Consider the following 14697-nt stretch of genomic DNA (forward strand, 5'->3'; position numbering starts at 1 on the left):
ATAGATTAAAAATGATTAATTGTTAGGGTTATTTAGCGGCTTTGTAATAATCCATTGCCCATTGCACACAAAGGCGTTTATTGGCTTGATATGCTCTTGGATGGTGGTATTCCCACATCCACTGTTCAATATCTTTGGCGAGAGACAAGACGGAAACCTGGCCTTTCAGTTGTTGCAGGATGCGCCGCAAACGCATAATAAATTCATCGGGAGTTTTAGCTGCCTGTAATTGAGCAAAGCGATGAGTACTGACAATGGGCTTGTCATTTTCTGTTTTAGTGCCTGCTGAGGTAGCCAGATTGGTAGTGGTATTAGTTTTGACATACACCAGAGTGACGGCAATCATCTTCCATAGCGTAACGGTTTTTTGTTCAGCTTCTTTGGTGATATCTTCAGGCAAACTGAACCATAATGCCCGAAAACCTTCGGTGAAAGTTACCGCATCAATATCCTGGCAACGTTTTAATTGAGCCTTGTAGAGCGTTGGTGCAGGAGGAATCTCTTTTTCCTTCAATTCTTCGGGAGATAAAAATATGCTTTCCCACCAGCGCAGTAAACGACCTTCGCTTAGATTAGTCATTGATAACCTCCTTCTTCGTGTTCTTGGATGATTTGGTTTCTATATTGTGCTCTGCCATAAATGACTTGATATCTTTAGAACCCATCAGCCACTTGGTAAGAATTTGCCGTGCCTCGATTTTTTCTAGTAATTTTTTGGGATCGGTATCTTCTGACAGTACAAATTCATCAAAGAGATCAAAGCAGGTATTTCTGAGTTGGTAGAGCCAGGTTTTAGCGTCTTCAGTGGATAGGGAAGACGCTTTATGCTGGCTGCTGACAATTTGTTGTACAGCTTTAAAGAAGGCAGCTCGGGTTCGTTGGTAGAAGGTAGCATCAATAAATGATATATCGCCTTTTATCTCATTCGGGCGATGGAACCATGCGCTTTTGATCTGGGTACGACACTGAGCCAACGCATTGACAGAGAGGTTTTGTAGTGTTTTGACGCGCCGGAAAATAGCATCTTTCTTTTCAATCGGCATGGAGAATAGAGGCAGGCTGGTGGAGTACCAACCGCGGGCTTTCATATTATCCATATCATAACCAAAAACCCACAACCGTGGAGTGGAACTTTGTTCGTCCACAAAATAATCATTGAGCTGGTTAAAATGGTCGATAACCTGAGCTACTTGTTGACCATGTTTATCATCGGAAAAAGTCAGGCTATCCCAGATCTTGTAGGTAATGCCACCGGGCTGCCCTTTGACGGAAAGGTGCTCTTCATCCGGTTTTTTAGGGTTCCATCGATAAGGAGTTAAGGGATGTTGCCAAGTACCAGAATAGTTGTTGCCATAGTTTTGGGTACGATAGCCAGAAACGGATTGGTGAGTTGCTTGCCCCGTTAATTGGCAAATAGCTGGCTTATCGTCTATCTCCAGACGAATTCGCCGTGGCATTGCCCAATACATATGCAGCTCATGGACATTATGTGCGTAAATTTCTGTCCCTGCTTTTTGGCTGATATGAGTTTTACCCAGCCATGGAAAAACGTCTGGACTATTGAGATCAGGATCTGGGTAAGACCAAAGTTCCCGATTGATGACATTAAGCCAAAGTTTTTGCCATAGTGAAGCATCCAATTCTTGTGGCTGAATCAAGGTTGTTAGTGGGCCGCCTCCCCGTAACCCCACTCGATGTCCAACACCGCCAGCAGGGGCATTAATCTGTAATGTGAATAGCGCAATAGCGGCCATTTCAGGGGAAATGACTTCACATTGGCTGCGTTTTATAAAGTGGTCAGTATTATCCTTCAACGTTTTTTCACCAGGCGATTCAATCAATAATCCTGAAATGCTGGTGGACTTTCTTTCAGCTAACGGATCAAAATCCTGCATAAACAGAGAACCAGCTCCTGACAAATTAAAAGCATGTTCTGCTCGGTTAAATGCAGTCTGTAAGTCAGCTTGTGTAGGAGCTTGTTGATAAAATTCCTGCCATTCGTCTTCATCTTCAGGGGCAAAAACCGTTTGCAGCAAGCCAATTGCTAACTGATAAGCAGCTCCCTGAAAATCAGCCCTCGGCAGGGCAAAATCGACAACGGCAGGATCACCGATTGCTGTCAGTGGCAGTTTTTTCTCGCTGCCATTTCTCATGCTAAAAGTCAGCCATGCATCTTTAACGAGGTTCATTACGCCTCCTGCTTAGGATAAAAACCAATGTTGGGATCATAAGTAAAATGAGGGTCTCTCTCTGGTAGCCAGATTTGCAGGTATTTGACGGATTTGAATTTATCCTGTAACTGTTCTACTGCTTGAGAAAGAGACTCTGGTACGGGTTGTAGCTTATCGGCAAATTTGTTTTTTGAAATTTTGACGATACTTAATTGGACAGGAAATTTTTCATCCTCTACCCACGGTATCAATTCGCCGTTTTCGGTCAGTTTGACGAGCAGCACACTTACCGTTTCGATATCACTAAATCGGGTGCTGATATCGCAGTCATCGTCATACCAGCCGCGGGCACTGCGTTTACTATATTCATAGCGTTGCCATTGCAGGGCTTGTGATCGTGCTACGGCGTCTTTGCTCCTCCCTTCCGCGATTGTTTCATCATCTTTGTATTTGAGTGCATCAGGGATTTGTTCATCAGTGTCTTCACCGTAAACGGCTTCGATCAAGGTTCGAGCCTCAGCAGGCATACGAATAGCACCTAGGCGTAGTAGTTCGCGCAAGCCAAGCCATAAACGTCCGGCTGAACGATAAACATATTGAGTATTGCGGAAATCTTTACTCAGCCAATCAGCGTTAGGTTGGTCATCCCATTCTGGTGCGTGGAGGTATAATTTAGGCGCAGATCGGCTATCGATAATGCCTGGCTTATATTCGCCATTTGTGTTGCGGGTATGGCGGTGCAGGCGACCGACCCGCTGAATCAAGTCATCAATCGGGCAGATATCGGAGAGCATCACATCAGTATCAGCATCAAGACTTTCTTGAAAGACCTGCGTTGTAATCAGGATCTTTCCTTGTCGGTCTTTCTGCTTACTCTCTTTACCAAATATTGCCAGCACACGATCTTCGAGCATTTTTCGGTCATACAAAATAAAGCGGCTGTGGAATAACAGGCAATTTTCCGGTTGTTCCATTTGTGACTGAATCAGTCGGAAAGCATGGAGTGCATCATCCACTGAGTTACGAACCCAAACCACACATTGCCCATTTTGAGCGGCGTCCAGAGCGATTTGTACACATTCATTCAGATGATTCACGGTTTTTACCGTGACGGTACGGCTAACATCTGGGCGACTGCGCAAGGGAGTTTCAATAAGCGGATTTTCTGGGTTTAACGTGACATGGGTTGCCAATGGAAAGGCCGTTTTCTGCAATTTTTGTGGCGGGATTCCGCCGGCAGATAGCCAGATATCCACTAGCCGTTGGCGCTGTTTTAAGGAGAGCGTGGCAGTCAGTAATACCACAGAGCCACCCTGGTGCAGGTGCAGACTTAATAAGCTTTCCAGTAATGCAAACATGTATTCATCTGCGGCGTGTATCTCGTCAAAGATCAAAACCTTGCGATTTAATCCAATCAATCGAAGTGACTGGTATTTTCTCGGTAAAACTGCAAGCAATGCCTGATCGATAGTACCTATGCCCACCGATGCCAACAGCGCCTTTTTGTTAGAATCTGCTAGCCATCGGTGGCACTGTGCTGTCGCGGTGCTATCGTCTCTGGTGTAATCACTATCGTTATGTTCAGAGGTCAGGATAATGTCACGGAAATTGTCATTCATTTCACGTGCACCGTGAGCGAGAATGATACTGGGCAGGTTGCCGTTTTCCGTATCAAACATACGATGGTAGTGTTTAGCGATTCGGCCAAACATAGCGTTGGAAGTTGCCATTGTTGGCAGACCAAAATAGAAACCGTTTGCAGTACCGGTTTGCATTAAGCGATGGGTCAAAGCAAGGGCAGCTTCTGTTTTGCCTGCTCCTGTAACATCTTCCAGAATAAAAAGTTGTGGGGAGTCATCAATCGGGACTTTCTCCGCCCATTTTTGTAATGGGGTTGGCGAAAATTGGTAATACTCCTGAATAGAAGTGTAAGGCGATATTACGGGGGTGTTATGGAAATCAATGCCATTCAAGGCAACTTGGGCTTGCTTTTGGGTAAGCTGCCAATATTCCGCTAACGGAAGCGCTTTGGTTTGATAACGAAAATGATAACAGTCAGAGCCTATCCAGTCAGCCAGTACTACAATACCGGCAAGTTGCCAACTCACCTGTTTCAGGTTGTGTTGCCACTCTTTTGAAAGTAATTTTGCCAGTGGCAGACGAGGTTGAAAAAGCATCAGTAGATCATAGGTAAATGCCGTTGCATCGACAACATTTTGGGGCTCAGTAAAATCGTTAATTGCGTTCCAATCAGCATCATCAATGGGTTTACCATGATGACCGAGCATACACTGCATCAAAATCATTAACGTTTTCAGTGCTTGTTTCTTTTGTTTATCTTCACTGAATTGCAGGCCATCATCTTCCACTAAAGCAAACAATACGTCGCCCTGAATTTTTTTCCAGAAAAATAGCCCTAACCGATCATGCCTGAAAAATTTGGAATCATAGGGAGAATATTGTTCAGGGTTAATCAGATCAGTATTTTCTTGGGAATATAATTGTTGAAATGCAGAGGAAAATTTACCAATATCATGCAGTACCAGAAAAAATGCAAACAGGTTTTGTAATGATTCTGGTGATAATTTCAAAAAGTTTGCAAGGTCTTGTGTTAATTTTTTGTGTGGTGCCAATAATAATCGACCTACTGCGGCAACATCTAGGCAATGATAGATCAGAAGATGATAGTTTTCTTCGGAATAGGGGTTTCTTTTGGCTTTGCCCCAATATCGTGTGAGGTAACTAAAGTTATTTATTAAATTAGGCATGTTTTTACGTGGAAATAAAATTATAACCGAATCACATTAATGAGTTGTTAGTGTTATTCTTTGTGTTCTATATATTGGCTAAATCGAAGTAAATAACCATCTGGATCTTGAACGAGGAATTCTCTCTGACAGATAGTAGTATCGCCTATACAGTAATAATTATCTTCCAGCGGACGATAAAGTTCTATTTTGTTAATTACAATGTTTTCCAGAATTGGTGAGACATCATCTACTTCAATTTGCAAATTAATACCACGTCCTAACGGTTTATTGAGTTCTCCGGTATTCCAACCATTTTCATGAAAAGCTTCCAACATTAATTGTGCCTCACCTAAGCACAAATAAACAAAACTGGGTTCTTCTCGTTGGATTAATATTTCGAAACCCAATATTTTCTGATAGAAATTGAGTGAAGCATAAAAATCGCTTACAGTAAGTTCTGGCACCATACGATTCCAGTAAGTTTTTTCTGTTGTAATGCTTATGCTCAAGATGTTTTCCTATGTGATTATATTATTTTAAAATATAGAGTAAGGTAAAAAGTTAGTTAAATAATTTATGTTAACAACAGATTTGGAGAATTTACCCTATTTTATACTGTGTTATCACTAATATTTTGTCTTATATGGAATATTGATCACATTCATAATAATGCGAACAGTCCTATAGCATCATAATGATTTAAATTTTGATGGTTCTATTTATAGTGACTTGTAACAATTTCTGAGTGGTTTTATCTAATAATATTTTATTTTTATGGGTTGTTTTTCTTTTCATGTATCTAATTTCTTATTGAAGTTGAATTTCAAAAGTTAACTGGGTTTGAAACTAGCAGTGCTTTTTGCACCAATTATACAATGTACTTTTAAATATTTCCTTTATCTTATCCAGGAAAGAAACACTGATGTTGTGAGGTGGTGGCATTTTTTCTTGGATAGCTAAATTTTGTTCAGGTGAATAACGTTTCATAGTTTATCTATCATGAGTGTTTTTGTATGTGTGATATCTTGAAAAGTATAGTTGATATTTACAGAAAGCCAAATTTTTTCTCAATTTCAGACAAAAAAGAAAAAAATAACTTAAAAGAATTAGGGAAGATTATTATTTATTCAAGTATGTTGGTGTATAGAATTAGATATCTGAATCGATATTTATCCCCCGTATTTACGGGGAACATAGATTGATACTCAGATAGAAACGAAAATAATAACGGTTTATCCCCGTACTCACGGGGAACACGGGCAAAACAATACAACTATAATTAAAGCTGCCGGTTTATCCCCGTACTCACGGGGAACACATATGAATTGAGCATTTGTAGAGGATATTATTCGGTTTATCCCCGTACTCACGGGGAACACGAACTAGAGAAGGATTCGATTTTTGAGCAAGCCGGTTTATCCCCGTACTCACGGGGAACACCAAGGCAAACCCCTTGCCCGATTTCCTCGGTGCGGTTTATCCCCGTACTCACGGGGAACACCCTGTGTCGCGGCTGTCGGATGGCATAGGACGCGGTTTATCCCCGTACTCACGGGGAACACGACTATCCCTACCTCAAGGGCAATATCAAGATCGGTTTATCCCCGTACTCACGGGGAACACGCGCTTGAAATCCCAGACGCCGCATAAAAGGAAGGTTTATCCCCGTACTCACGGGGAACACTCTGAAAGGTAGTTTTAATGCGATGAAAGATTACGGTTTATCCCCGTACTCACGGGGAACACGATTATTTTGATAGCTGTCTGGGTAACGTTCCCGGTTTATCCCCGTACTCACGGGGAACACATATTACAAAAGACAAGAAAGAAAAGATCCCCCGGTTTATCCCCGTACTCACGGGGAACACGTATGGGGAATGATATTTTATTCCCCGGACAGGAGGTTTATCCCCGTACTCACGGGGAACACACATAATAAGCCAGCACTGATTTAGCGCTGAACGGTTTATCCCCGTACTCACGGGGAACACATTTTTTCAGCGCTGGAATGTTGCAGAAGTGCCGGTTTATCCCCGTACTCACGGGGAACACTCGTTCCCCACTGGCTCGCTTTCCAGTATGATCGGTTTATCCCCGTACTCACGGGGAACACGACTGGCTCATGGTCGCTGAGGTTTTATCAAATGGTTTATCCCCGTACTCACGGGGAACACCGTAATGATACATCTTTCATGCACTCTTTTAACGGTTTATCCCCGTACTCACGGGGAACACCGTCGTGAACATTCTGTTTAGACTATCCCGCTCGGTTTATCCCCGTACTCACGGGGAACACCTCCCATTCCGAAATGTTCTTGTTCATGCCGACGGTTTATCCCCGTACTCACGGGGAACACGGAACCGCGTTCGTAACGCCCACCAGCCCTGAGCGGTTTATCCCCGTACTCACGGGGAACACGCATAAGCAATCTTGTCGCGGCTAATTCTGAGGCGGTTTATCCCCGTACTCACGGGGAACACTTCCTGTTTGTCGGTGAGTGCCATTTTATTTCCGGTTTATCCCCGTACTCACGGGGAACACATAACCTCCCTGTGTAAATATCATCCATGTAACGGTTTATCCCCGTACTCACGGGGAACACTCTAATTCTACCCATCTGTTTTATAAAATCTTTTTAGGGCAGAAAAATCCTACCATTTTTTAGCCTATAAAATCAGTCAAATTTTCCCTTTCATTCTTCTGATTTACCATCTGTGATGCAGATCTCCTTTAATTCGTATTTTTAACTCTTATTTATCAATTAATGAGATTCCCATCGCAGCAATAATAAAAAAAACAGTTGGCCTTAACTTAACAACAAAGAGAATAAAACCATTAAAATTATTCAGTCACATTGAACAGTGGGGATATCTACCAGTATGTTGGTTGTAGTATATGCATATGCAGTCGGAAACTAAAAAGCGGGAGCTGGATATGGTTTTCAAAGTAGTATGATTCATTGAGTTATGCCTTAAGCTTGATGGAATATTCATTCAAGAGCGTATAAGTCATCACAATTTTAGCAATTGCTTATAAACGAGATGCGAGTGTATTAGCATTTTTCACTAGAAAGCGTGTTGTAATGATGTATAAATATGTTAAAACCGCGAGTTATTCCTCTCTACCTATCAATAACTGATTACATTACGTTGAAAATAATGAAAAAGAAACGCCCAGCTTTACAAGATGTTGCCGACCTCGTTGGGGTCACAAAAATGACGGTTAGCCGTTTTTTACGTAATCCCGATCAGGTTTCTGAAGCGTTGGGAAAACGAATAGCGGAAGCTGTGGAGAAACTAGGTTATATCCCCAACCGAGTACCCGATATTCTTTCCAATTCCACCAGTCGTGCGATAGGTGTTTTGCTTCCCTCATTGACTAATCAGGTCTTTGCTGAGGTTATTCGTGGCATCGAGCATGTGACTGATCGCAATGGGTATCAGACTATGTTCGCCCACTATAGTTATTCTGCCCAGAAAGAAGAAGAACGTTTGCTTTCCTTGCTTTCCTACAATATTGATGGCTTGATTCTGGCAGAACGCACACACACACCCAAGACTTTGAAAGTGTTACAGACAGTTGGAATACCCGTTGTCGAATTGATGGACAGCGTATCGCCTTGCCTTGATATTGCAGTCGGAATCGATAATTTCGCAGCGGCTTGTCAGATGACGATGGCGATGATAGAACGCGGCTGCAAAAACATTATTTATCTTGGTGCACGGCAAGACGAGCGAACAATGATCCGTTTACAAGGGTTTGAAAAAGCGATGTACAGTGCTGGGCTTCAACCGAGAAAAATGATGACACCAATCAGCTCTTCCTATTCATTAGGCGCGCAGCTTTTGCAGGAATCCTGCCAGAAATATCCTGAAATTGATGGCCTGTTTTGTACGAATGATGATATCGCCATAGGGGCGATTTTCGAGTGCCAGCGACAGGGGATTAAAGTACCGGAAGAGATTGCGATAGCTGGCTTTCATGGTCATGATGTCGGCCAGGTAATGACTCCCAGGCTTGCAAGCGTGCTGACTCCTCGTGACTTAATGGGACGTAAGGCAGCGGAATCCTTGCTCGCTCGCTTGAAAGGAGAGAAGCTGGAACAAACTTTGATCGATGTTGGGTTTACCCTTTCATTGGGTGAAAGTGTTTAATTTTTGTAGCTCAAAATGATGTTTTCCCATTTTCAATTGCGATAAGCCTCACATTTTCCTTTTTTGGTGATCCTGATTGATTGCTCACTATCCTCTTCTGTTGTTAATGTTACCGGTAATAAGTTACCAGTAACATTTAATGTGTAATATTTAATTTTATATTTTTTAATATAAATCAAATGGATATATAAGCGGTAAGATCTGTGTAAAGGAGTTTGATATGAGTGATACCCAACAGCCAAACCACGTTTTTGTATTGATGGGGGTATCAGGTAGCGGTAAATCCGCAGTTGCCAGTGGTGTTGCCCGTGAACTAGGGGCTGCGTTTCTGGATGGGGACTTCCTTCATCCCCGTGCCAATATTACAAAAATGACACAGGGTTACGCTTTGAATGATGGTGATCGTCGGCCATGGCTGAAGGCACTCAATGACGCCATTTTTGCTATGCAGCGCACCAACCATATTTCCTTGCTTGTGTGTTCCGCCTTGAAAAAAAGCTATCGGGATATGCTGCGTGATGGCAATAAAAACCTGTCGTTTCTCTATATGAAAGGAGATTTTGGCTTAATCGAGAACCGCCTGAAAGCACGCAAGGGGCATTTCTTTAAACCACAAATGCTAATCTCTCAATTTGAGACACTGGAAGAGCCGACCAGTGATGAAAAGGATGTCCATCACATTGATATCAAACCTGATCTTGATGAAGTCATCAAAAATGCGATTAAAACTATTGACCATATCCAATCTATTAACCGTATTAGTGAGGGGCATTCATGAGTACTGTAACTCTGGTTCTGACAGCCGTCGGCTCTGTTCTCCTGTTACTATTTCTGGTGATGAAAGCCAGATTACACGCTTTTATTGCCTTGATGCTGGTTTCTGTGGGCGCGGGGATTTTTTCCGGTATGCCGCTGGAGAAAATCACCCAGACAATGCAAAACGGTATGGCAGGTACGTTGGGCTTCCTTGCTATTGTTGTGGCTCTCGGCGCAATGTTTGGCAAAATCCTGCATGAAACAGGTGCTCTTGACCAGATTGCCGTGAAACTGCTGGGTAGCTTTGGTGAAAAGCGTGCTAACTATGCATTAGGTGTTGCCGGACTTGTTTGTGCGTTGCCACTGTTTTTTGATGTGGCAGTTGTGTTGTTGATTGGCGTGGTATTTGCCGTTGCGCGTCGCACCAATGGCAATGTTGTGAAACTGGCGCTTCCATTGTTTGCCGGTGTTGCGGCAGCAGCAGCGTTTTTGGTTCCGGGACCAACGCCGATGATGCTGGCTTCCCAGATGGGAGCTGATTTTGGTTGGATGATCCTCATTGGCCTGAGTGCCGCCGTTCCCGGCATGTTATTGGCGGGCCCGATATACGGTAATTTTATCAGCAAATATGTGACGCTGGATTTACCCAAAGATCTGAGTACGCCAAGTATTGGCAAAAGCCAGATGCCTTCCTTTGGTTTCAGCCTGGCATTAGTATTATTCCCATTGATATTGGTGGGCTTGAAAACTATTGGTGCACGTTTTGTTGATCAACAATCTACGCTATACCATTGGCTTGAATTTCTTGGTCATCCTTTCACTGCTATTTTGCTTGCTTGTCTGATGGCGATTTACGGGTTGGCGATCCGTCGTGGTATGAGCAAAGAGAAAGTCATGGAAATCTGCTCTGCGGCAATTCAACCTGCGGGAATTATTCTGCTGGTAACTGGCGCGGGTGGTGTATTTAAACAAGTTTTGGTGGATTCGGGTGTTGGGTCTGCATTAGGTAATGCGTTGATCGGTGCCGGCCTGCCAATCGCATTGGCGTGTTTTATTTTGTCGGGTGCGGTACGTGTGATCCAGGGATCAGCAACTGTCGCATGTTTAACCACGGTAGGGTTGGTTCTGCCAGTGATTGGCGAACTGGGCTATTCCGGTGCGCAAATGGCGGCGTTGTCAGTATGTATTGCCGGCGGCTCCTTGGTTCTTAGCCATGTGAATGACTCTGGTTTCTGGCTGTTCGGTAAGTTTACCGGTGCGACAGAAGCGCAAACCCTGAAAACCTGGACGATAATGGAAACTATTCTCGGCACAACCGGCGCGATTGTTGGTATGATCTACTTCGCTATGCTGTGATAGGTTAAAACTTTTTTAAGAGATTTTTAATGGCACTTTATCCATCATAAGGTGCCGTTTTACACGATTTCTTATGTTATCCACGTTTGTTAGGCTCTGGTTAACCATTTATCGTTGGGAAAAAGAATGTAATTCTGAAGGGAATTATAGTATGGAATTTATCAATGTTGACAGTAGATAATATAGAAATAGATTCTAAAAAATAATCCACCTTGTAATTAATACAAAGTGGATTGTTGGGAGAGTGTTATTGGATAGCTAATTCCTGAGCCTGTGAAATCAGCTTCTTGTTGCCATTAAATACTCGGTGTAAATAGCGATTATAGTTAGATCCCAGTTCAGAATAGCCATTGAGATTATCAATCAGCTTACCGGTATTCAGCGGTTCCTGTGTTGTTCTCTGTTTTGCACGTGAAGAACGCAGTGACTCATAAGCACGGTGCGTATTCAGGTTTTTCATATAGGCAATAACGGAAGCATCAATGGTAGGGTAAACTGAATAACCTTTGACTTTTCCTTTCTTTTTGCCGCAAGAGCTACAACGCATTCCAAACAAATTATTATTTTTTTTGGCGAGTTCTGATGTTCCCCAACCCGATTCAGCCGCTGCCTGAGTGGCAACAAAATGGGTGGGAATAATGTCAACCCGACTTAGCAGATTATTCCAATTGACCTGTTTTGGTGAATTGCAGGTCATTTTGTAATCCATGCAGATCTTTTTCAATCGATTACTATCCTGTACAGACCAATGATGATTCTTTTGGTGTGACAGGAGCCATTTGCGGTCTCGCATAATCTTTTGATTATGTTGATCAATTACAGGGACAATAATATTTAAAAACGCTTTCTTCCGAGGTGTACCTGAAGGGTATTGTCGCAAATCAGGCAAACTTACTTGCATGCCATCGTGAGAATACTCTTGCACTTTTGAGGTACTGGTCGAGGCATGGCTCAGACCGGTAAAGATTAATGAGATAAAGAAAGCGAAGACCGCACTTGTCCTCATCATTAGAGAGGGCATTGCTTCTCCTCTTTTTATTACTCTGGATAAAAATTAGACGAATACTAACAGAGCAAGTAAGATATAGCTACTGTTATTCGTGATTCATAAGTTTCGTTTCTGTAACGAATATTAGCACCTTACTGACAAATATCTATATTTTTTATTTTCCAGAGTAAATTAATGTAATAAATATTATGATTTTATCTGGTGAAGAGTGTTATTTACATTATATTTTATGATATTATTTTGCTTGTGGATCCAACTTAAATTAATAACTGATTTTTACTTAACTATATGTTATTAATTGGATATTACCTAATTTAACTTAGCTATCGTAGGGGGGTGAATTTTTGCTTTATTGTAGTTATTGTAAATTATTTAATTGTTCATTCTTGGTTATCTATTTTTCTGGCTTGTTTTAAGTTTTTCATCTGAATTTCAATATTATAAAATGACATTAATATATCATAAAAAGTAATATTTTTACTGAAGAAAATATGTCAATTAACATCATGATGGTGAGATTATTTTCTGGTTGGGGAGTGAATTGTTTTAAAAGAATCAGGGAGCCGAAGCCCCCTAATTGTTATGCATGATAAAAAATCAACAAAGCTTTACAGCCATTTAGCAACACCACCGTGGCGAGAGCAGGCTCCCTTACGGGATTTACTCTTACTATAGCTACCATCTTTACAAAGAGCTGTATTAGCGCCTTTTTTAGCTAAGTTATTGCTGTTTTTCTTCTTTGATATTTTTTGCTTTTTTACTTTTTTGGTAACTTTCTTCTCTAATGAATTAGCTTTGTTTTTTGCTGAGTTAACATTTTGTTCTACTGCCGTTGTCGTTTTTGAGGCGACTTCGGCTGAGGTTGATATTGCTGGCGCTGCAAGCGCTGCGCTTGAAAACAACACCAGTAATGCCGCAACTGATAACTTCAAGCTTTTCATCATATAGTTCCTCTGATTAGAGTACTGAAACCTGAAATCTACTCTTGCAGTTTGGAGTATAGTTTTGAATGTTATGATTGCAAATTTAACGATAGAGAATAAAAAATAACGCTAGTATGGGGTGGTATTGTGAAAAAAGTAACGATCATTACTGGTGGTTCCCGTGGTATTGGCAAGGCTACGGCACTTTGTTTGGCAAAACAGGGGCACCATATCTGCATTGGCTATCGTAACCGTGAAGACAGTGCTTATGAAGTGTTGGATATGATCCGTGCCCTTGGGCAGTCAGCAATTGCGGTTCAGGTGGATATTGCGGATGAAAAACAAGTGATAACGTTGTTCCAAAGGGCTGAAAAAGAGTTGGGGTATATTTCTGGGTTAGTGAACAATGCTGGGATCTTAAAGCCTCAAGCTACCATTGAACAGTTAACGGCAGAGCGGTTAAATGAAATTTTTGCCACTAATATCACAGGAGCCTTTCTCTGTGCGCGTGAAGCGGTTAAGAGAATGGCTTTGCGTCACGGTGGGCAAGGTGGAGTCATTGTCAATGTTTCATCTGCTGCCGCTAGATTGGGCTCTCCCCATGAATACGTTGATTATGCAGCATCGAAAGGTGCCATTGATACGCTGACAATTGGGTTGGCGCAAGAGGTGGCTGCACAGGGAATCAGGGTAAATGCTGTGCGTCCTGGATTCATTTACACCGAAATGCATGCCGATGGTGGGGAGCCTGGACGAATTGAAAGAATCAAAGATTTATTACCTATGAAACGGGGTGGACAGCCGGAAGAAGTTGCTCAGGCTATTGCATGGCTATTATCTGATGAAGCATCGTATGTTACAGGCAATTTTATTGATTTAGCTGGTGGGAAATAGGTTATAGAGTTTGAAATGCCGTTTGAATAAGCGGGCATTTAATACCAGATAATCTTGAAAGCCGGAATTCTTCTTAATATTTTTCCGGCTAATTGATGGAAGGCTATTTTTGTAGTAACAATTGATTTTAAGCCAATATTTCCACCAACTTAGGTTTTAGAATAATCTTACCAGGTTGCATTTCAATGTTAATAGGTTGTTCCACTAAATTGCTGATCGTTAGCCACTCCCCTGCAATATAAAGTTCACCATTTTCACGAATATTGTCGATTCCTTGGTATGGGTTATTTTCCACTTCGTTGATTAATGTGGCTAAATCTGCGTTAGGATCAACAAGAGAAATAATAACGCCATTGGGAAACTGTGAGATATGAAATAATTCATTTGCGGTAAATCCCGCATCGCTGAGTGCACTGCCGTTCAGTATTAATTCTGGGGTATCAATGTCAGAATGACGAAATGAAACATGAAGGTTCATTTGTACGTTCCTTGTGTTATGGATATACTGCGATACTCTATCAGCACTTCGCCCGCACTGCACCGCGAATTCATACGTGTTTTTCATCTAAATAGCATTCATTGTTAATAATCGACATCTACCCTAGCGGTTAGTTGGCTAATATGCCATCGGTAATGTTGTTCTTTGCGAAGCAACTCGCAAAAAATGACTGGATATTTATCCA

At 42.0% G+C, this 14697-nt stretch carries 11 protein-coding genes and 1 CRISPR repeat array; of the genes, 4 read left to right on the forward strand and 7 right to left on the reverse strand.

Annotation, left to right across the window (positions count from 1 at the left end; translation table 11 throughout):
- Positions 1–28 precede the first annotated feature (28 nt).
- Genes casB through Xentx_RS09420 form a run of 4 tightly spaced genes read right to left on the reverse strand, consistent with a single transcriptional unit; the run spans position 29 to position 5388 of the window.
- The gene (casB, locus tag Xentx_RS09405) at positions 29–580 is read right to left on the reverse strand and encodes a type I-E CRISPR-associated protein Cse2/CasB (protein ID WP_074019990.1); all 552 of its coding nucleotides are present in this window, start codon (positions 578–580) and stop codon (positions 29–31) included.
- Positions 573–2189 carry a type I-E CRISPR-associated protein Cse1/CasA gene (gene casA, locus Xentx_RS09410; protein WP_074019991.1) on the reverse strand — a complete coding sequence of 539 codons (1617 nt, stop codon included), beginning with the start codon at positions 2187–2189 and terminating at the stop codon, positions 573–575. The genes casB and casA overlap by 8 nt, the downstream gene beginning before the upstream one ends.
- Positions 2189–4939: a CRISPR-associated helicase/endonuclease Cas3 gene (locus Xentx_RS09415; protein WP_074019992.1), complete on the reverse strand. Its 2751-nt coding sequence runs from the start codon at positions 4937–4939 to the stop codon at positions 2189–2191. Before Xentx_RS09415 ends, casA begins: the two co-directional genes overlap by 1 nt.
- A 53-nt stretch (positions 4940–4992) precedes the next feature.
- On the reverse strand, positions 4993–5388 hold the full coding sequence (locus Xentx_RS09420; RefSeq protein ID WP_074019993.1) for a bleomycin resistance protein: 396 nt from the start codon (positions 5386–5388) through the stop codon (positions 4993–4995).
- 761 nt (positions 5389–6149) lie between these two features.
- Positions 6150–7524: direct repeats of the CRISPR family, unit length 29 nt; unit sequence CGGTTTATCCCCGTACTCACGGGGAACAC.
- Between the two features lie 556 nt (positions 7525–8080).
- Between Xentx_RS09420 and gntR the strand changes: the two genes are divergently transcribed.
- The 3 genes from gntR (at position 8081) to gntU (ending at position 11188) form a co-directional block, all read left to right on the forward strand.
- Positions 8081–9076 (forward strand): gluconate operon transcriptional repressor GntR, encoded by a 996-nt coding sequence (gene gntR / locus Xentx_RS09425; RefSeq protein ID WP_074019994.1) that lies wholly within the window; start codon positions 8081–8083, stop codon positions 9074–9076.
- A 220-nt stretch (positions 9077–9296) separates the two neighbouring features.
- Complete coding sequence (gene gntK, locus Xentx_RS09430; RefSeq protein WP_074019995.1) at positions 9297–9854, forward strand: gluconokinase; 558 nt, start codon at positions 9297–9299, stop codon at positions 9852–9854.
- A complete protein-coding gene (gene gntU / locus Xentx_RS09435; RefSeq protein WP_074019996.1) occupies positions 9851–11188 on the forward strand; it encodes a gluconate transporter in 1338 nt (445 codons plus the stop codon). Before gntK ends, gntU begins: the two co-directional genes overlap by 4 nt.
- 247 nt (positions 11189–11435) lie before the next feature.
- Here gntU and Xentx_RS09440 read toward each other — a convergent pair whose 3' ends face one another.
- Together Xentx_RS09440 and Xentx_RS09445 are read right to left on the reverse strand one after the other, a co-directional pair.
- The gene (locus Xentx_RS09440; protein ID WP_074019997.1) at positions 11436–12209 is read right to left on the reverse strand and encodes a protein bax; all 774 of its coding nucleotides are present in this window, start codon (positions 12207–12209) and stop codon (positions 11436–11438) included.
- A 596-nt stretch (positions 12210–12805) separates the two neighbouring features.
- Positions 12806–13141 carry a DUF3761 domain-containing protein gene (locus tag Xentx_RS09445; protein WP_244149847.1) on the reverse strand — a complete coding sequence of 112 codons (336 nt, stop codon included), beginning with the start codon at positions 13139–13141 and terminating at the stop codon, positions 12806–12808.
- A 123-nt stretch (positions 13142–13264) separates the two neighbouring features.
- Between Xentx_RS09445 and Xentx_RS09450 the strand changes: the two genes are divergently transcribed.
- Entirely contained in the window at positions 13265–14014 is a 750-nt protein-coding gene (locus tag Xentx_RS09450) for an SDR family oxidoreductase (protein WP_074019999.1), read from the forward strand.
- A gap of 127 nt (positions 14015–14141) precedes the next feature.
- Here the strand turns inward: Xentx_RS09450 and Xentx_RS09455 are convergent, their stop codons facing one another.
- Positions 14142–14492, reverse strand: a complete 351-nt coding sequence (locus Xentx_RS09455; RefSeq protein WP_074020000.1) for a SymE family type I addiction module toxin — start codon at positions 14490–14492, stop codon at positions 14142–14144.
- Positions 14493–14697 lie beyond the last annotated feature (205 nt).

The sequence above is a fragment of the Xenorhabdus thuongxuanensis genome (genome assembly GCF_001908095.1).
Classification (GTDB): domain Bacteria; phylum Pseudomonadota; class Gammaproteobacteria; order Enterobacterales; family Enterobacteriaceae; genus Xenorhabdus; species Xenorhabdus thuongxuanensis.